The 15,581-nt window shown below is 72.5% G+C and carries 17 protein-coding genes; 9 read left to right on the top strand and 8 right to left on the bottom strand.

Annotated features, from left to right (window positions below; all coding sequences use genetic code 11):
* Positions 1-76: 76 nt before the first annotated feature.
* Together BM339_RS01350 and BM339_RS01345 are read left to right on the top strand one after the other, a co-directional pair.
* A complete protein-coding gene (locus tag BM339_RS01350; RefSeq protein WP_075019680.1) occupies positions 77-424 on the top strand; it encodes a hypothetical protein in 348 nt (115 codons plus the stop codon).
* A 91-nt stretch (positions 425-515) separates the two neighbouring features.
* Positions 516-1,583 carry a TRM11 family SAM-dependent methyltransferase gene (locus BM339_RS01345; RefSeq protein ID WP_075019679.1) on the top strand — a complete coding sequence of 356 codons (1,068 nt, stop codon included), beginning with the start codon at positions 516-518 and terminating at the stop codon, positions 1,581-1,583.
* Here the strand turns inward: BM339_RS01345 and BM339_RS01340 are convergent.
* Positions 1,575-2,276: an HAD family hydrolase gene (locus BM339_RS01340; RefSeq protein ID WP_024934653.1), complete on the bottom strand. Its 702-nt coding sequence runs from the start codon at positions 2,274-2,276 to the stop codon at positions 1,575-1,577. The two genes, BM339_RS01345 and BM339_RS01340, sit on opposite strands and share 9 nt — an antisense overlap.
* Before the next feature lie 105 nt (positions 2,277-2,381).
* Here BM339_RS01340 and BM339_RS01335 point away from each other — a divergent pair, with 105 nt between their 5' ends.
* From BM339_RS01335 to BM339_RS01320, 4 genes are all read left to right on the top strand, one after another.
* The gene (locus tag BM339_RS01335) at positions 2,382-3,926 is read left to right on the top strand and encodes a PQQ-binding-like beta-propeller repeat protein (RefSeq protein ID WP_075019678.1); all 1,545 of its coding nucleotides are present in this window, start codon (positions 2,382-2,384) and stop codon (positions 3,924-3,926) included.
* A gap of 57 nt (positions 3,927-3,983) precedes the next feature.
* Complete coding sequence (locus tag BM339_RS01330; RefSeq protein WP_021595256.1) at positions 3,984-4,256, top strand: hypothetical protein; 273 nt, start codon at positions 3,984-3,986, stop codon at positions 4,254-4,256.
* Between the two features lie 117 nt (positions 4,257-4,373).
* Positions 4,374-5,570, top strand: a complete 1,197-nt coding sequence (locus BM339_RS01325; protein ID WP_083597163.1) for a lysylphosphatidylglycerol synthase transmembrane domain-containing protein — start codon at positions 4,374-4,376, stop codon at positions 5,568-5,570.
* A gap of 128 nt (positions 5,571-5,698) precedes the next feature.
* Positions 5,699-6,220: a flavin reductase family protein gene (locus BM339_RS01320; protein WP_021595254.1), complete on the top strand. Its 522-nt coding sequence runs from the start codon at positions 5,699-5,701 to the stop codon at positions 6,218-6,220.
* Positions 6,221-6,235: 15 nt separating this feature from the next.
* Here BM339_RS01320 and BM339_RS01315 read toward each other — a convergent pair whose 3' ends face one another.
* The 6 genes from BM339_RS01315 to BM339_RS01290 all read right to left on the bottom strand — a co-directional run bounded on the left by BM339_RS01315 (position 6,236) and on the right by BM339_RS01290 (position 12,292).
* Positions 6,236-7,462 (bottom strand): ROK family transcriptional regulator, encoded by a 1,227-nt coding sequence (locus BM339_RS01315; RefSeq protein ID WP_033330682.1) that lies wholly within the window; start codon positions 7,460-7,462, stop codon positions 6,236-6,238.
* Positions 7,462-8,220 (bottom strand): ATP-binding cassette domain-containing protein, encoded by a 759-nt coding sequence (locus BM339_RS01310; RefSeq protein ID WP_021595252.1) that lies wholly within the window; start codon positions 8,218-8,220, stop codon positions 7,462-7,464. The genes BM339_RS01315 and BM339_RS01310 overlap by 1 nt, the downstream gene beginning before the upstream one ends.
* A gap of 198 nt (positions 8,221-8,418) precedes the next feature.
* The gene (locus tag BM339_RS01305; RefSeq protein ID WP_021595251.1) at positions 8,419-9,666 is read right to left on the bottom strand and encodes a sugar ABC transporter permease; all 1,248 of its coding nucleotides are present in this window, start codon (positions 9,664-9,666) and stop codon (positions 8,419-8,421) included.
* Positions 9,667-9,715: 49 nt separating this feature from the next.
* Positions 9,716-10,501, bottom strand: coding sequence for an ATP-binding cassette domain-containing protein (locus BM339_RS01300; protein WP_021595250.1), 786 nt, complete (start codon positions 10,499-10,501; stop codon positions 9,716-9,718).
* A gap of 115 nt (positions 10,502-10,616) precedes the next feature.
* Positions 10,617-11,702 (bottom strand): sugar ABC transporter substrate-binding protein, encoded by a 1,086-nt coding sequence (locus BM339_RS01295; protein WP_021595249.1) that lies wholly within the window; start codon positions 11,700-11,702, stop codon positions 10,617-10,619.
* A gap of 293 nt (positions 11,703-11,995) precedes the next feature.
* A complete protein-coding gene (locus tag BM339_RS01290) occupies positions 11,996-12,292 on the bottom strand; it encodes a hypothetical protein (RefSeq protein ID WP_021595248.1) in 297 nt (98 codons plus the stop codon).
* Between the two features lie 199 nt (positions 12,293-12,491).
* Between BM339_RS01290 and BM339_RS01285 the strand changes: the two genes are divergently transcribed.
* Genes BM339_RS01285 through BM339_RS01275 form a run of 3 tightly spaced genes read left to right on the top strand, consistent with a single transcriptional unit; the run spans position 12,492 to position 14,812 of the window.
* Positions 12,492-13,094, top strand: coding sequence for a hypothetical protein (locus BM339_RS01285; RefSeq protein ID WP_024934655.1), 603 nt, complete (start codon positions 12,492-12,494; stop codon positions 13,092-13,094).
* Positions 13,095-13,148: 54 nt separating this feature from the next.
* Positions 13,149-13,589, top strand: coding sequence for a hypothetical protein (locus BM339_RS01280; protein WP_143118261.1), 441 nt, complete (start codon positions 13,149-13,151; stop codon positions 13,587-13,589).
* Positions 13,559-14,812 (top strand): hypothetical protein, encoded by a 1,254-nt coding sequence (locus BM339_RS01275; RefSeq protein ID WP_075019676.1) that lies wholly within the window; start codon positions 13,559-13,561, stop codon positions 14,810-14,812. The genes BM339_RS01280 and BM339_RS01275 overlap by 31 nt, the downstream gene beginning before the upstream one ends.
* Before the next feature lie 42 nt (positions 14,813-14,854).
* Here BM339_RS01275 and BM339_RS01270 read toward each other — a convergent pair whose 3' ends face one another.
* Entirely contained in the window at positions 14,855-15,529 is a 675-nt protein-coding gene (locus BM339_RS01270) for an aminoacyl-tRNA hydrolase (RefSeq protein WP_024934657.1), read from the bottom strand.
* Positions 15,530-15,581: the final 52 nt, after the last annotated feature.

The following is a 15,581-nucleotide window of genomic DNA, read 5'->3' as shown; positions in this document are numbered from 1 at the left end:
GGCACGCCGGGAACGAAGTGCCCGAATCGCGGCGTTAGTCCCAATTAGCAGGGACAACCCGAGAGGAGGGAGCACGGTGACCACGACTCCGCGGCCGGGCGCGGCGAGCGCCCTCGACGAGCTGCGGGCCGCCTACCACGAACAGCTCACCCGGCTCGCGGCCGAGCGCGACGCCGCCCGAAGGCAGGCGCGCCGGGCCCAGGCCCAGGCCGACGTGGCGCGCGCCGATCTGGCGAGCCTCAAGAGCCGCGTCCACGAACTGCTGAACGCCGCCGCGCGGCACCTTCCGGATCTGCCCGCCGTCGAGGGTCCCGCCACGCCGGAAATCCGCGCCGCCGAGGAGTCGCGAGCGTTGCCGGCCGCCGGCGGGGACACTCCCTCCGGGAAGGGCGGCGCCGCAGATCGATCCGCGCAGGCCGCCTGACCGGGATGGAGCGGCCCGCGGGCCGTCCCGAGACCGCCGGGCGCGGCAGTCCCGGCGGTCTCCGCCCTCGGGGTCCAGTAAGGTCCACCAAATGACCGCGTACGGCCTTCTTGTCTCCCCCTCGCACAACCGGGTCTATGCGCAGGCCGCCGCAGGCCTGGTGAAGGCGGAGCTGGCGGTGTTCGGCGAGAGGGCCCTCGGCGGACGCGTCCACGACATCGAGGAGACCGCCATCGGCGGCGTCCCCTACGTGACCTTCTTCGCCGACGAACTCACGGACCAGGACGTCCGTCTCCTGTCGAACCTGTCGTCGCTCTATGCGCTGTTCCGGATCGAGGGCGAACTGCTCCGCCCGGTCATGCTCCAGCCCCTCGACCTGTTCGGCAGCGACCTGCTGACCATCCAGAAGTACTCCGGCAAGACGAACGAGTACTTCACCAAGCTGCTGCTGAACGTCACCGCGATGGCGACCGACTCCCCCATGGACCTCGTCACCGGCCGCCCCCGCGTCCTCGACCCGATGTGCGGCCGGGGCACCACGCTCAACCAGGCCGTGATGTACGGGCTGGACGCCGCCGGGATCGACATCGACGCCAAGGACTTCGACGCCTACGCCGCCTTCGTCAAGACCTGGCTGAAGAACAACCGGGTCAAGCACCAGGCCGAGATCACCAGCATCCGGCGGGAGAGGGCCGTCCTCGGGCGCCGCCTGCACGTGACGCTCGGCGCGTCCAAGGAGCGGTACAAGAGCGGCGAGACGATGGAGATCACCGTCGTGAACGCCGACTCCCTCGGCGCCGGAAAGTTCTTCCGCCCGGCCTCCTTCGACCTGATCGTGACGGACGCCCCGTACGGGGTGCAGCACGGCAGCCGTCCCAAGGGCGCGCAGCCCGGCCGGAGGGGGAAGCCGCACCTGTCCCGCAGCCCGGTCGAGCTGCTCACGGCCGCCGTCCCCGAATGGACGCGCCTCCTGCGTCCGGGCGGCGCCATCGGGATCTCCTGGAACACCCTCGTCGGGCGCCGCGAGCAGCTCGCCGAGATCCTCGCCTCCAGCGGCCTGGACGTCCGCGACTCCGGCGCCTACCGCGATTTCCGGCACCGCGTCGACCAGGCCATCACCCGCGACCTCATCGTCGCGGCCAAGCCCGCGTCAGGGTGAGTGCCACCTCTCCACGTGCGGGAGCAGTTCGGCCAGGTCGTGGATGCGGGCGTCCGGCGGCGTGAGCCCGGGACGGTCGAAGGCGGGGGTCGTCTGATGGACGATCTGGACCGCCCGCAGGCCGGCGGACTTGGCCCCGTGGATGTCGTCGTAGGGGCGGTCGCCCACGAAGACGCAGGAGGCGGGGTCGGTGGCGCCGACGGCGTCCATCGCGGCGCGGAAGGCCTCGGCGTGCGGCTTCGTCCACGGGATCTCGCTGGAGTAGACGGCGCCGTCGAGCATCCCGAGCACGTCGTCGCGGGCGAAGACGCGCTCGTGCCACTCCCGGGTCCAGATGGTGTTGGACAGCACGCCGATCTTGATGCCGCGCTCGCGGAGGGCGGTGAGCAGGCCGGGGACGGCGGGGTCGGTGTGGGTGTGCGGGGTCCAGGTCTCGAAGTGGGTGGCCAGGAGCCCCTCGGTCGGCTCCACGCCGGCCATGGCGAACGCCTCGGCGAGGGTGGCGCTGCGGTGCTCCTCGGTGCCGCGGCGCCACAGCTCGTCCTCGGCCGCGACGAGCGCGGCGACGGTCTTCTCGATCGTGTCCGCGGGGAGGTGGGCGGAGCAGATGGCGTGCCACATGTCGGCCAGTTCGAGGTCGTGCCACGGGGTCAGCGTGCCGCCCCAGTCGAAGATCACAGCTTGTACGCCCATGACCGGATCGTAACCATCCGGGCGCATTGAACGATCACCCATGTACGCGGTGGATCGTCCCGGAGGGCGCGGCCGGGCCACCCACGTCCCGTCGAGGAGCCCTCCATGCGCAGACCCCTGCTCGCCGCTCTGCTCGCCGCCGCCCTGGTGGGGGTCGCGGTCCCGGTTGCGGCCGACCCGATCCCCGATGGTCCGGGGAAGGGCTTCGTCCCGTCCTACATCGGCGGTCCGGCCACGCCGAGGCCTCTCACCGGGCGTCCTGTCCCGGCCAACCCGCACCAGGGACCCGTGGGGACGTCGTCCATGCACGCCGACAGCCACGCGTCCGACACCTACCCGTTCCCGGGGCCGCTCGGCCGCGATCCACGGGTGTGGAACGAGGCCAAGGGCGGCGGCCTGCCAGGGCTGTGCTCGACGGTGACGTTCGCCCGGCGGACCGGCCTGATCGTCGCGCAGTGCACGCGGGGGCAGAACTTCGTCCTGCGGCTGATCGATCCGAGGACGCTGAAGGACCTCGCGACGTACGACCTGCCGCCGAGGCCGTCCACCGTCCAGGCGGTGTACTCGCTGAGCCTGGACAAGGTGCTCACCGACACCTCGGGCGGGGCGTACTACTACCTGGACCCGCAGGACCGCGCCGTCCTGGCCGACTCGGCGTTCCATCTGCGCCGCTTCGCCCACGAGAAGGGGCCGGACGGGAAGTGGCGCTTCAAGGTCACCGACGACTGGGACCTCGGCGGGCACCTACCCCGCGACTGCGCCACCTGGACGGATCCCTGGCCGGAGGGCGAGTGCGACCCCATCACCGCGGTCGGGCCCGACTGGGACGGCCTGATCTGGTGGATCACGCGGAACGGGCGCGTCGGTACGGTGAATCCCGAGACGGGGACCGTGCGGATGACACGCCTCGCGGGCGAGAGCATCCAGAACTCCTTCGCGGCGGCCGAGAGCGGCGTCTCGATCGTCTCCGACCACGCGCTCTACCGGATGCGGGCCGGCACGGACGGAACGCCGGAGATCGTCTGGCGCGAGGCGTACGACAGAGGCAGCGGACGGAAACCCGGCCAGATCGACCAGGGCTCCGGGACGACCCCCACGTTCTTCGGCGACGGCTATGTCGCCATCACCGACAACGCCGACGACCGCATGCACGTCATAGTCCGCCGCAGGGACGACGGCGGGCTCGTCTGCCAGATCCCCGTGTTCGGCAGCGGAGCCAGTGCCACGGACAACTCCCTCGTCGGCTACGGGAACAGCCTGTTCGTCGAGAACAACTACGGCTACCGCAACTTCTTCGAGCTCCCGCCGGGAGGGTCGTCCGCAGGCGGAGTGAGCCGCGTGGACGTCAAGCCGGGCGGGGACGGCTGCGAGACCGTCTGGACGAGCAGGGAACGTTCGCCGTCCACCGTCGCGAAGGTCTCCGTGCCCGCCGGGCTGCTGTACCTCTACACGAAGGAACCGCGCGAGGACTTCATCGACGCCTGGTACCTGACGGGAGTGGACGTCCACACCGGGAGGACCGCCTTCAAGGTGCTCACGGGGACCGGCAAGTGGTTCGACAACAACTGGGCGCCCATCACCCTCGGCCCGGACGGGACCGCCTACGTGGGCGTCGTCGGCGGGCTCGTCGCCGTCCGCGACCGCGAGTAGGGCGCCGGACATCGGGGATACCGGTCCGATCAGCGGATCCGAGGCGACGGAGGAGTCATGAGGGAACGCCGGCCGGGCGAGGGCAGGGACTTCCGCGCGGACATCGACGACATGGGCGACGACGAGCAGGAGGAGGAGATCGCCCTGACCGAGCAGTACGTGGAGGACCCGCCCGATGACCACGTCATCGAGGAGCCCGAGGAGAGCAGGGACGGGGTCGGCATCGGCGACTACGAGAGGCAGTCGGCCCGGCGCGGCGAGGACGAGCGGTGGCCCGATCCCAACGTCCCCGCCGAACGCGACGCGGTGAACCCCACCCGCCGGCCTTGACCTGCCTGTGACGCAGGTGGCGCGAGTCACTTTGCGGTTCGTTTCCGCACCTGGGGGAATGTCATAGGCGGGCCGTAGGTTGCGCAATGCGGGGCGAGCTTGCGAGGTGACCGGGACATGGACGACACAGTCACGGCACCGGTCCGCCCCCAGGGCGACGCGGAGTCCTCGAACCCGTTCCAGGACGAGCAGGTGCCGCAGGGTCCCTGGTGGCGGCGCAGGGCCGGCCTGGTCGTCCAGTGGGCGCTCGTCCTCGGCGCCCTCGCCGCGCTGCCGCTCTACGGTGACGAGCTTCCCGACCTCGGCGCGATCTGGACGGCCGCGTCGCACGCCGACCCGGGCTGGCTCACCGCGGTCGTCCTCGCCGTCGCGGGGTCGATGGGCGCGTTCGCCCGGCTCCAGCGCCGGCTGCTGCGCATCGGCGGGCTGCGGATGACGCTGCGCCGCGCCTTCGCGATCACCTACGCGGGCAACGCCCTGTCCACCACGCTCCCGGCGGGCCCCGCGGTCAGCGTCGTCTACACGTTCCGGCAGTTCCGCCGCGGCGGGGCGTCGGCGCGGCTCGCCACGGCGGTCATCCTGGCCGGCGGCGTGATCACCACGACCGCCTACTCCCTGATCGGCCTCCTCGCGCTGCTGTCCGACCCGCACGCCCGCCGGTTCGCGCTGCTCGCGCTCGCCGTCCCGGCGGCGCCGGCCGTGCTCCTCGTCCCCGCGCTGCGGTGGGGCCGGTTCCGCGCCCTGGTGACGGCGCCGCTGCGCCGCGTCCACCGGGCCGCCCTCGCCCATCCCCGGATCGCACCGCACGCCGAGCGGCTCGCGGGGGTCCGCGACGTCCTGCGGCCGACCCGCGGCGACTGGGCGGCGCTCATCGCGCTCGCCCTGCTGAACTGGGTGTTCGACATCCTGGCGCTGCTCTCGGCGGCGCACGCGGTGGGCGTCGCCGTCGATCCCAACGGCGTCGCGCTCGCCTACTTCGCCGCCCAGGCGGCGGGCAGCATGCTCCCGCTGCTCCCCGGCGGCCTCGGCGCCATCGAGGGCAGCATGGCCGCCTCCCTGGTCGCGTTCGGCGCGACGCTGTCGCCCGCCGCAGCGGCCGTCGGCCTGTACCGGCTCGTCTCCTACTGGGCGGTCGTCGCCGTCGGCTGGATCGCCTGGGCGGCCCTGCACGAGGGCCCGCGCGTCCCGGCCCGCGTCAAGGCGCACCTGTCCGGCGCCGGGCGTCTCGCCCTGAACGGCATGACGGCGGTCGCGTTCGTCACCCCGTACACCGCCGTCATGCTGAACCCGCCCGCCGAGGCGCCGCGTTCCTGATCACGGCTCGGTCCCCGGACCGAGCCGCGGCCGGGACCTTCGGCTGAGATCGCGCCCCCGGGGAATCAGCACGGCCGGCGGAAGGCTTTAGTGGTCATCGACGCATCCCCGGCCAGGAACGGACCCCTATGCACGGATCGCCCAACGGCTCGTCCGGCCCCTCCGCCGCCCGCGTCGACGCGGCCGCGTTCCGCTCGGTGCTGAGCAGGTTCGCGACCGGCGTGGTAGCCGTCACCGCCGTCGACCCGGCCTCGGGACGTCCCACGGGCCTGGCCGTGAACTCCTTCACGTCCGTCTCCCTCGACCCGCCCCTGGTGGGGTTCTGCGTGGCCCACACCAGCCGGACCTGGCCCCGGCTGCGCACCGCCGGCCGCCTCTGCGTCAACATCCTGGCCGACTCGCAGCTGGACGTCACCGAACGGCTCGCGTTCGGCAACGGCGACGAGAAGTTCACGGGCATCGGCTGGTCGCACACCCCCGGCGGCGCCCCCCTGATCAGCGACGCCCTGGCGTGGATCGAGTGCTCGGTCGAGCAGGAGCACCTCGCCGGCGACCACATGATCGTCGTATCCCGCGTCCACGACCTGGCCGAACACCACGACGCCCCACCCTTGATCTTCTACAACCGCACCTACGGAACCTTCGCCTGAGCGCCGGTGACGGGGTCAGACGGGACTGTCCTCCGGGGCTCTCAGTCTGGCGAGGACTTGGACGGGGTCGGCGAGGACTTCGGCGAAGGCGAACTCGGCGGCGCCGACGAGGGTCGTGTCGTCGCGGAGGGCGGCGGTGCGGAGCTTGACCTTCTCGCGGGGGGCGGCGAGGGCGCCGTTGGTGAGGACGCTGCGGATGGGGGCGGCGGCGCCGAGGTAGATGTCGCGCAGCGTCCCGCCGAAGACGATCATGCCGGGGTTGAAGATGTTGACGAGGTTGGCGACGCCGAGGCCGAGCCAGGAGCCGACCCGGTGCAGCGCCTCGCGGGCGACGATGTCGCCGGCGTCGGCGGAGACCACGATCTGCCGGACGGCGTCGCGCCCCGCCTGGCCGGGCTCCTCCTCGCGGCCGGCGTGGTGCAGCAGCGCCCGCTCCCCCACCTCGGCCTCCAGGCAGCCCTTCGCGCCGCAGGCGCAGAGCCGGCCGCCGGGATTGATGATCATGTGGCCGATCTCGCCGCCGAAGCCCTGGTCGCCGCCGAGCAGCCGGCCGTGGGCGATGATGCCGCCGCCGACGCCGACGTCGCCGTGCAGGTAGATGAGGTCGTCGCAGCCGACCCCGGCGCCGCGTTCGTGCTCGGCGAGGGCGCCGAGGTTGGCGTCGTTGCACACCGAGACCGGGATGCCGAGGCCGAGGCGGCGCGACAGCGCGTCCCCGAGCCGCAGCTCCCCCACGTCGAGGTTCGGGCCGAACATGATGGTGTCGTCGGAGCGGCGGACGGTGCCGGGGAACCCGAGCGCGGCGCCGACGCAGACGGCGTCGCGTTCGGCCTTGCGGACGAGGGACCGGGCGCCCGCGACCAGGACGGACAGCAGGTCGGAAGGGTCGGAGTCGCGGGCCCGGGGGCCCTCGCGGCGGTCCAGCACCACGCCGCCGAGGCCGACGCGGGCGACCACGAGCCGGTCGACGCCGACCTCGAACGCGAGCACGTAGACGCGGGTGGACTCGGGCCTGACCACGAGCGACGGGCGACCGGCCCGGCGTCCGGGACCGCGCGGCAGCTCCTCGCGGACGAGCCCGGCCGCGGTGAGGTCGGCCGTCAGCGCCATGATCGTGCTGCGGTTCAGGCCGAGGGACTCGGCGAGCGTCGCCCGGGACGCGGGGCCGCGCAGGTGCACGAAGCGCAGCAGGGTTCCGAGGTTGTGGCGCCGGATGTCCTCTTGTGATGGGCCCGCCTTCATCATCGGCGCAGCCCCACCTGTTCGCCGGCTCCCGAAGTGATCAGCTCGACGACCTGGCGGTGGGTGACGTCGGCGGTCCTGACCTGGGCGACCATCCGGCCGAGGTAGAGGGCGGCGATCCGGTCGGAGACCGCGAAGACGTCGTTCATGTTGTGCGAGATCAGCACGACGGCGAGGCCCTTGTCGGCGAGCCGCCGCACGACCTCCAGGACCTGCTGGCTCTGCGCGATGCCGAGCGCGGCGGACGGCTCGTCCAGCACCACGACCTTGCTGTCCATCAGGACGGCGCGGGCGATGGCGACGATCTGCCGCTGCCCCCCGGACAGCGTGGAGATCCGGCGCCGGACCGAGCCCAGCGTGCGGACGGCGAGGCCGGACAGCGCCGCGCGGGCCATCTCCTCCATCGTGTCCTCGTCCAGGGCCAGGCCGCTGCGCTGCTCCCTGCCGAGGAACATGTTCTGGACGATGTCGAGGTTCTCGCAGAGCGCGAGGTCCTGGTGGACGATCTCGATGCCGAGGCGGCTCGCGTCGCGCGGGGCGCCGACCCGGACCTGGCGGCCCTCGAAGCGGTACTCGCCCCGGTCGACCGGGTGGATGCCGCCGATGCAGTTGACCAGCGTGGTCTTGCCGGCGCCGTTGTCACCGATCAGGGCCGTGATCTCGCCGGGATAGGCCGAGAACGAGACGTCCTGCAGGACCTGGACGGAACCGAAGCTCTTGTCGATGCCGCGCAGGTCCAGCGCCGGTGTCTTCGACATGCCGACTGGCTCCCACCGTCCCACACCGCCGCCACCCGCCAGGCGGTCGAGGTCAGTGAGCGTACCAGCCGTGTTCCCCGCGCGGGAACGGCCGGGAGCGGCGCCGGGGGCGGGCGCCCACGCCGGGGAGCCGGTGGTGCGGGCCACCGGCTCCCAGGCGTCCCCGGCCGGGTTCACGGGGTCACCGCGTTCCCGCCGTCACCGGCCGGCCGCCGACCGCCGGCGCCTGGCCAGCGCGTCCATCGTGGCGGCCAGCAGCAGCACGACGCCGGTGATCAGGAAGCTCAGGTAGGCCTTGGTGCCGAGCAGGCCGAGCCCGTTCTCGATGATGGCGATGACGAGCCCGCCGAGCACCGCGTCCCGCGCCTTGCCGCGCCCGCCGAACAGGCTGGTCCCGCCGATGACGGCGGCGCCGACCGCGTACAGCAGCGTGTTGCCGCCGCCCGCGTCGGTGGCGACCGAGTTCAGCCGGGACGCGGCCACGATGCCGCTGACCGCCGCCAGCCCGGAGCCGATCATGAAGACGGAGATCCGGATGCGGGCGACGTTGATGCCGGCCCGGCGCGCGGCCTCGGCGTTGCCGCCGACGGCGTAGATGTGCCGCCCGTAGCCGGTGCGGCCGAGCACGAACGTGCAGACGATCAGCAGCACGCCGACCAGCAGCACGCCCCAGGGGATGCCGCCGAGCGTGATCAGCGGGCTGGGCGCCCGGTCCAGGCTCAGCACGTAGGTGCTGATCAGCAGCGCCGCGGCCACCACGGCGGACTGCGCGATCACGAACTCCAGCGGCTTGGAGTGCAGGTCGCGGACGCGCTGGCGCCGCCAGCGCAGCAGCTGGGTGGCGGTGTACCCGACCGCGCAGGCCGAGGCGAACGTCCAGCCGAGCCAGATCGGCATGTTCTTGTTGGCGAACGCCACGATGACCTCGTCGCGGACGGGGACGGTGCCGCCCTCGCCGATCAGCCGGAGCGTGATGCCCTGGAGTCCGAGGAAGAACGCGAGCGTGACGACGAACGAGGGGATGCGCAGGACCGAGACGAGCCAGCCGATCACGGTGCCGATGATGATCCCGGTCGCCACCGCGCTGATGATCGCCACGTACCAGGGCTGGCCGGCGTCCACGACGAGCTTGGCCATCACGGCCGCGCTGAGGCCGCTCGCCACGCCGGCCGACAGGTCGATCTCGCCGACCAGCAGCACGAACACCAGGCCCATCGCGAGGATCGTGATGGGGAGCGCCTGGGTGGACAGGTTGGCGATGTTGCCCTTGCTGAGGAACGTGTCGGGCTTCAGCGCGGTGAACAGCACGACGAGGGAGATCAGTCCCAGGATGGCGGGGAGCGCGCCGAGCTCACCGGACTTGATCTTGTTCCAGTAGTCCAGCGCGGCGGACCTCACATCGTGCTCGCGCCGGTCGGTCGCGAAGTCCGAGTCCGCCAGCTTCATGGCGGTCTCCTTCTGTCTGGGGAGGTCGGTGGACACGCGTGGTCCCCCTTCAGATGCTCTCGGCGGCGGTCGTCGGCGCGAGGCCGAGATCACCGGAACGGCCGGCGGTGATGAGCTCCACGACCTGGCCGTGGGTGACCTCGGAGCGGGCGACGTCCGCCGCGACACGGCCGAGGTAGAGCGCGGTGATGCGGTCGGCGACCTCGAACACGTCGTTCATGTTGTGCGAGATCAGCACGACGGCGTGCCCGCTGTCGGCGAGCCGCCGGACGAGGTTGAGCACCTGCCGCGTCTGGGCGACGCCGAGCGCGGCGGTGGGCTCGTCCAGGATCACGACCTTGGACTCCCACAGCGCCGCCTTGGCGATGGCGACGGTCTGCCGCTGCCCGCCGGACAGGCTCGACACCTGCTGGCGGACGGACTTGACGGTGCGGACCGACAGCCGCGCGAGGACCTCCCGCGCGGACTCCTCCATCGACGCCTCGTCCAGCACGAGCCCCCGGCGGCGTTCGCGGCCGAGGAACATGTTCTGCACGATGTCCAGGTTGTCGGCGAGGGCGAGGTCCTGGTAGACGACCTCGATGCCGAGTTCGGACGCGGTGCGGGGGCCGTCGATGGTCACCGGCCGCCCGTCGAACTCGACGTGCCCCGAGTCGATCGGGTGGATGCCCGCGATGCACTTGATCAGGGTCGTCTTGCCCGCTCCGTTGTCGCCGACGAGGGCCATGACCTCGCCCAGCCGCAGCGTGAAGTCCACGTCGTGCAGGACGTGGACGGCACCGAAGCTCTTGTTGAGCCCGGTCAGGCGGAGGACGGGGTCTCCGTTATCAGCCACGTGTTTCCTTCCGAGTCTGTCGCGCCCGTGGCGGGCCCCCGGCGTCCCGGGTTTCCGGGTGCCCGGGACGCCCTCAGCGGTGTGGGGCCCGCCACGAGGTAGGGGCGGGGAGCGGTTACTGGACCTTGATGCCCGCGGCCTCGCACTTGGCCGCGTACGCCCCCTTGCAGAGGTCGGCCGCCTTGACCGCGCCGTCGTCGGTGACCTGCTTGACGTTCTCCTTGGTGATGCCGATCGGGGTGAGCAGCACCGACGGGACGTCACGCTTGCCGACCGGGTCGTGCTCGGTGGCGGTGGTCTCGCCCTTCTCGCCCTTGATCAGCGAGACGGCCAGCTTGACGGCCGCGTCGGCCTCCTGCTTGGTCGGCTTGTAGACCGACATGCACTGCGTGCCGTCGAGGATGTTCTGCAGGCCCTGCAGGGTGGCGTCCTGGCCGGTGACCGGGACCTTGCCCGCCCGCTGGTTCTTCTTCAGGATCGAGATCACCGCGTTGCCGAGGTTGTCGTTCGCGGCGAGCACGCCGTCGATCTTGCCCTTCTGCTCGGTCCACATCTGCTCGAAGAGCGTGGCGGCCTTCTCGGCCTTCCAGTCCGGGACGGGCTGCTCCGCGACCTTCTTGTAGGTGCTGACCTTGTCGAGGACGTTGTGCGAGCCCTTGGCGAAGAGGGTCGCGTTGTTGTCGGTGGGCGAGCCGTTCAGGTAGACGATGTTGGCGTCCTTCTCGCCCAGGCACTTCTGCAGGCCCGCGCCCATCGTCTCGCCGACCTTCACGTTGTCGAACGAGACGTAGTAGTCGGCGACGCCGCCGAGGGTGAGCCGGTCGTAGTCGATGGTCTTGACGCCCTGCGCCTGCGCCTTGCGCTGCACGGCCGCGGCGGAGTTGGAGTCCAGCCCGGTGATGAGCAGGACGGTGACGCCGCTGGTGAGCATCTGGTCGGCGATGGTCTGGAACCGCTGGGCGGAGCCCTCGGCGTTCTGGATGTCGCTCTCGACCCCGGCGGCCTTGAAGGCCTGCTGGAGGTAGGGGCGGTCGAAGTTCTCCCAGCGGGCGGAGGAGGCGGTGTCGGGCAGGATCACGCCGACCTTTCCCTTGGCCGCTCCGGAGTCGCCGCCGGAGTCGTCGCCGTCGTCGCCGCACGCGGTGAGGCTGAGCGCCGCGGCCGTCGTGAGGGCCATCAGGCTGAGGATCCCCTTGCGCATAGCCCGGGTCCTTTCTGGGCGTGGCCGCGTGCCGCGGCCGGGGTGGCCGGTGCCGGTGGGCGAGATCACATTCCCACCGACGTGAATGTTGTGCCCCGCAACTTATGTCGCGCCCGCCCGTCGCGCCAGACCTGGCGCCGAGTTGATTTGTTGTCGGCGGTAACAATCAAGTAACGCGAGATCAACACGGGTGAAACGGGGGATGGCGAGCGGCGGCGGGACGGCCGGCGGCGGGCGCCCGCCGGACCCGCCCCCGGCGGGCCCGGTCAGCGAAATGTTTCGCGGCTCAACATTCAGCGGACGGCGAGGACGATCGCGACCCGCTCGGCCGCGCCGGCCACGTCGTCGGCGGGCGCGATGCGCTCGGCCCACGACCACCAGTACCACCAGCCGTCGGCGCCCTGTTCCGCCAGGATGTTCTCGGTGAGGGCGGCCGCGTCCGGGTTCATCACGTGCAGGCTGGGCGACTGGCCGCGGGGCAGGGTGATGCGCACCCTGAGACCGCGCTTGACCAGCTCGTCCCCGAGCTCTTCCAGATATTCGATCCGCGTCTTCGACGGCGCGGCCGTTCCCGTATCGTCAGGCGTCATCCTTGTTCCTCACGGATTCCGCGCGGCCCGACGTGCCTTCAGCGTCCCGCTTCACCCGCCCGTGCGCAAGCACCCCGGCTGGTCAGCCGGGTGATGGCGGGGACGGCGGACACGCGCGCGCCCCGCGTTTCGGAGGTGGGCGGAACCTTATCCGGGATATCTTGCGCCTAACACATCAACCGGAACTTGGGGGCGGAAGATGACGGTGGGCGCGGGTGCGCAGCCAGGAGCGGGCCCGTCCGCGACTCCGGCGGGCGGCGCCGCACGCGGCTCGCGGACGTGGCACCGGTTCCACTACGCGGTCGGCGTTTTCCTCATCGCCTACGGCGCCGCGGGCCTGCTCAGCGCGGCGGTGCTGTGGGGCGACCGGGTCGAGGAGATCGAGGGCTACTTCGGCTCCGGCCCCGCGACGGGCGTGCTGGTCCTCGTCAAGGTGGCCGAGACGCTGCTCGTCGCCTGCGCCGCGGCCGGGCTCGTCCTGCGCCGGGACATGCTGCTCGTCCCGCCGACGGCCGGCTGGATGGCCGGGTTCGCCATGTTCGCCGTCCTGGACGTCTTCACGGGCAGGTGGGGCGGCCTTCTCCAGCACCTGGCCTACCTGGCGGGGTTCGTCGTGCTGCTGTTCCTCTCCTACGGGCTGAGCGCGAAGGCCCAGCTCGCGGCGGCCCCGAAGGGCGACACGCCCGACACGCCGGGACGCGGGCCGGGCGGCCTCACCCGGACCCAGGAGTTCGCCCTCCAGGCGATCAACCGGGCCGCCTCCCTGACCGGGCCGCGGCCCCGCCCAGGGCCGCGCGACTGATCTTGGCAGAAGTTGCCGTTGGTGCGGTTCGCGCCCGGTGTCACGTTGTGGCTCATGAGAGCCCGAAAACTGACGTTGCCCCTGGTGCTGGCGGCGTCCCTGGCGGTCCCGGCGTCGCTCGGCGCGCCCGCCGCCGCGCAGCCCGCCGCGCCGGCGGCAGGATGCGACCCGACGCAGACCGCGCCGGTCTACCGAGGCAGGGTCCCCTCCCCCGAGCAGGTCCTCGGCTTCGACCTCGGCGAGCGGCCCGTCACCGCCGCCGAGTCCGACAGGTACCTGGAGACGGTCGCCGCCAGGAGCGAGCGGGTCGTGTCCGGGACGCTGGCGACCAGCGCGCAGGGGCGCCCGCTGAAGTACGCGATCGCGGGACGCCCCGAGCTGATCTCCAAGGCCGGGCTGGCCAAGGTGCGGCTGGAGGCCGGCCTGCTGCGCGACCCCCGCACCCCCGCCTGCAGCGGATGGGCGTGCGCGTCGAGAGGCTCGTCCGGCCGCTGACCGTGCCCGACTTCAAGGCGTACGGGAAGCCGGAGGCCGGGACGACGCTGCCCGCGGGCACCTACGTGATCTCCATGGCGCAGGGTCGGAAGCACTGGATCCAGGCCATGCTGAACGAGGACTCCTACACGCCGTTCCCGTACTTCTACGACGTGACGGCGTGGAGCCTGCCACTGATCGGGAACGTGTCCGGCGGCTCGTCCGGCGCCGTCCTGCGCCCGAAGGCGGTGCGGGTGCCGACCCCGGCGGCGCCGCGTCCCGGACACGAGGGGAAGGCGCCCAGGCTCGCGGTCCTGCAGCTGTCGGCGACGTCGTCCTCGGCGCGGGAGTCGGCGGGCTGGCTCCGGCACCGGCTCGACCGGGACTGGAAGCTCCCGTTCACGCTGCTCACCCCGGCGGACGTCGCCGCGGGCGAGCTCTCGGGCGTCGAGGTGCTCCTCACGCCGAACGGCCCGGCTTCGTCCGCCTACACGGCGCTCGGTGACGCGGGCCGCGCCGCCCTCCAGCAGTGGGCGCGGGCCGGCGGCCGCTACGTCGGCTGGCGGGGCGGCGCCCGGCTCGGGCTGACGACGGCGACGCTGGCCGAGCCGACGTCCGACATCCCCGGCACGCTGTTCCGCGTGAAGGTGGACGGCGCGAGCCCGCTGGCGAGGGGCGTCGGCGCCACGGCCTGGAACTTCACCTCCTACGACCTGGTCATAAAGGCGTCCAGCGGCGTCGCCGTGGCGTATCCGGAGGCGGATTCACCCGACTGGTTCGTCTCCGGGTACGAGCGCGGCGCGTCCGAGCTGGGCGGCACCGCCGCGGTCGTCGACCAGCCCGTCGGGGAGGGACGGTCGGTGCTGTTCGCGGCCGAGCCAAACTTCCGCGCCCTGACCGACGGGACGGCCAGGCTGCTCTACAACGCGATCCTGGGCCCCGACCCGGCGAAGGCGGCGGCGCCGCGAGCGGGCGCCACGGCCAAGGCGGCGCGGGAGGCGGCCGGGCTGCCGTCGTACGAGTCGCCGATCCGGGTGTCGGTGAAGGCGGCGGACGCGGCCGGGACCGTGTCCGTGCTGCGGTCGGTCGGCGCGGCGTGGGCGGAGCGGCGCGCCGGCGGCGTCGTCCACTACGTGATCGACAACCCGCGGGGCCTGCCGGTGGACCACCATCCGTTCGCCGGGCGCCTGCCGTCCCTCATCCGCGCGGCCGGCATCGCGCCGGTCGCCGTCACCCTGCCCTGATCCGCCGGCGCGGCGCGGCGGACCCGTCCCGGCGCGCCGCGCCTACCGGCGGACGAGCCAGGCGGTCGCGGTCATCGTGCCCGGCGCGACCTCGGTGAACCCGCCGTCGCGGACGGCGACCGCAGCCTCCTTCACGCAGCGGCTCCACGGCACGTCCCGGGCCAGGTGGACGCGGGCGCCGGCCTCGACCCACGCCGCCACATGCCTGCGGCGGCCCCGGCGGAGGAGGAGCTGGGCGGCGTGCCCGCACTGGGCGGCGGCCTTCCCGGTCGTGATCGTCACGTCCGGGTTCAGGGCGATCGCGGCGTACGGCGGCTCGGGCGGCGGGCCCGGCTCCGCCTCGTCGGGGAGGTCCAGACCCGCCACCTGGAGCTTGGCCAGCTGCGGCGGGACCTCCGACACCGGGCCGGGCGGGAACGCCCGCACCTGCGCGCCCGCGTGCTCGACGGTGACGCCGGGCAGCGCCTCGGCCTCCGGCCAGCGGACGCCGCGGGCGCGCCGTGTCACCTTCCTGATCCTGCGCGCCTCCCACTCCCGGACGGCCTCGCGCCACTCCCCCTCGGGATCGGCGGCCCGCGGATCGGTGAGCAGCCTCACGACCGCGGTCGCCGCCGCCTCGCAGACCGCGCCGTGATTGGGCGGATCGGCCTTCTCCGCGCGTACCACCAATTGCATGGCCCATGGCGGATCGTCGAGGGGGTCGTAGTCAGGTCGCACGCGTGGAGTATTCCAAACCCGATCCGGCTTTCCCGACACGGATGTGGGTACT

Source organism: Actinomadura madurae, from assembly GCF_900115095.1.
GTDB classification, from domain to species: domain Bacteria; phylum Actinomycetota; class Actinomycetes; order Streptosporangiales; family Streptosporangiaceae; genus Spirillospora; species Spirillospora madurae.
Note: the sequence above shows the minus strand (reverse complement) of the source record. Positions and strands in the feature narration are given on the sequence as shown.

Excerpts from the sequence above, each read along its gene's own strand:
- BM339_RS01305 (WP_021595251.1), bottom strand. The coding sequence starts at position 9,666 with ATGAAGCTGGCGGACTCGGACTTCGCGACCGACCGGCGCGAGCACGAT.
- BM339_RS01315 (WP_033330682.1), bottom strand. The coding sequence starts at position 7,462 with ATGAAGGCGGGCCCATCACAAGAGGACATCCGGCGCCACAACCTCGGA.
- BM339_RS01320 (WP_021595254.1), top strand. The coding sequence starts at position 5,699 with ATGCACGGATCGCCCAACGGCTCGTCCGGCCCCTCCGCCGCCCGCGTC.
- BM339_RS01295 (WP_021595249.1), bottom strand. The coding sequence starts at position 11,702 with ATGCGCAAGGGGATCCTCAGCCTGATGGCCCTCACGACGGCCGCGGCG.
- BM339_RS01290 (WP_021595248.1), bottom strand. The coding sequence starts at position 12,292 with ATGACGCCTGACGATACGGGAACGGCCGCGCCGTCGAAGACGCGGATC.
- BM339_RS01340 (WP_024934653.1), bottom strand. The coding sequence starts at position 2,276 with ATGGGCGTACAAGCTGTGATCTTCGACTGGGGCGGCACGCTGACCCCG.
- BM339_RS01345 (WP_075019679.1), top strand. The coding sequence starts at position 516 with ATGACCGCGTACGGCCTTCTTGTCTCCCCCTCGCACAACCGGGTCTAT.
- BM339_RS01280 (WP_143118261.1), top strand. The coding sequence starts at position 13,149 with ATGAGAGCCCGAAAACTGACGTTGCCCCTGGTGCTGGCGGCGTCCCTG.
- BM339_RS01330 (WP_021595256.1), top strand. The coding sequence starts at position 3,984 with ATGAGGGAACGCCGGCCGGGCGAGGGCAGGGACTTCCGCGCGGACATC.
- BM339_RS01285 (WP_024934655.1), top strand. The coding sequence starts at position 12,492 with ATGACGGTGGGCGCGGGTGCGCAGCCAGGAGCGGGCCCGTCCGCGACT.
- BM339_RS01335 (WP_075019678.1), top strand. The coding sequence starts at position 2,382 with ATGCGCAGACCCCTGCTCGCCGCTCTGCTCGCCGCCGCCCTGGTGGGG.
- BM339_RS01310 (WP_021595252.1), bottom strand. The coding sequence starts at position 8,220 with ATGTCGAAGACACCGGCGCTGGACCTGCGCGGCATCGACAAGAGCTTC.
- BM339_RS01325 (WP_083597163.1), top strand. The coding sequence starts at position 4,374 with ATGGACGACACAGTCACGGCACCGGTCCGCCCCCAGGGCGACGCGGAG.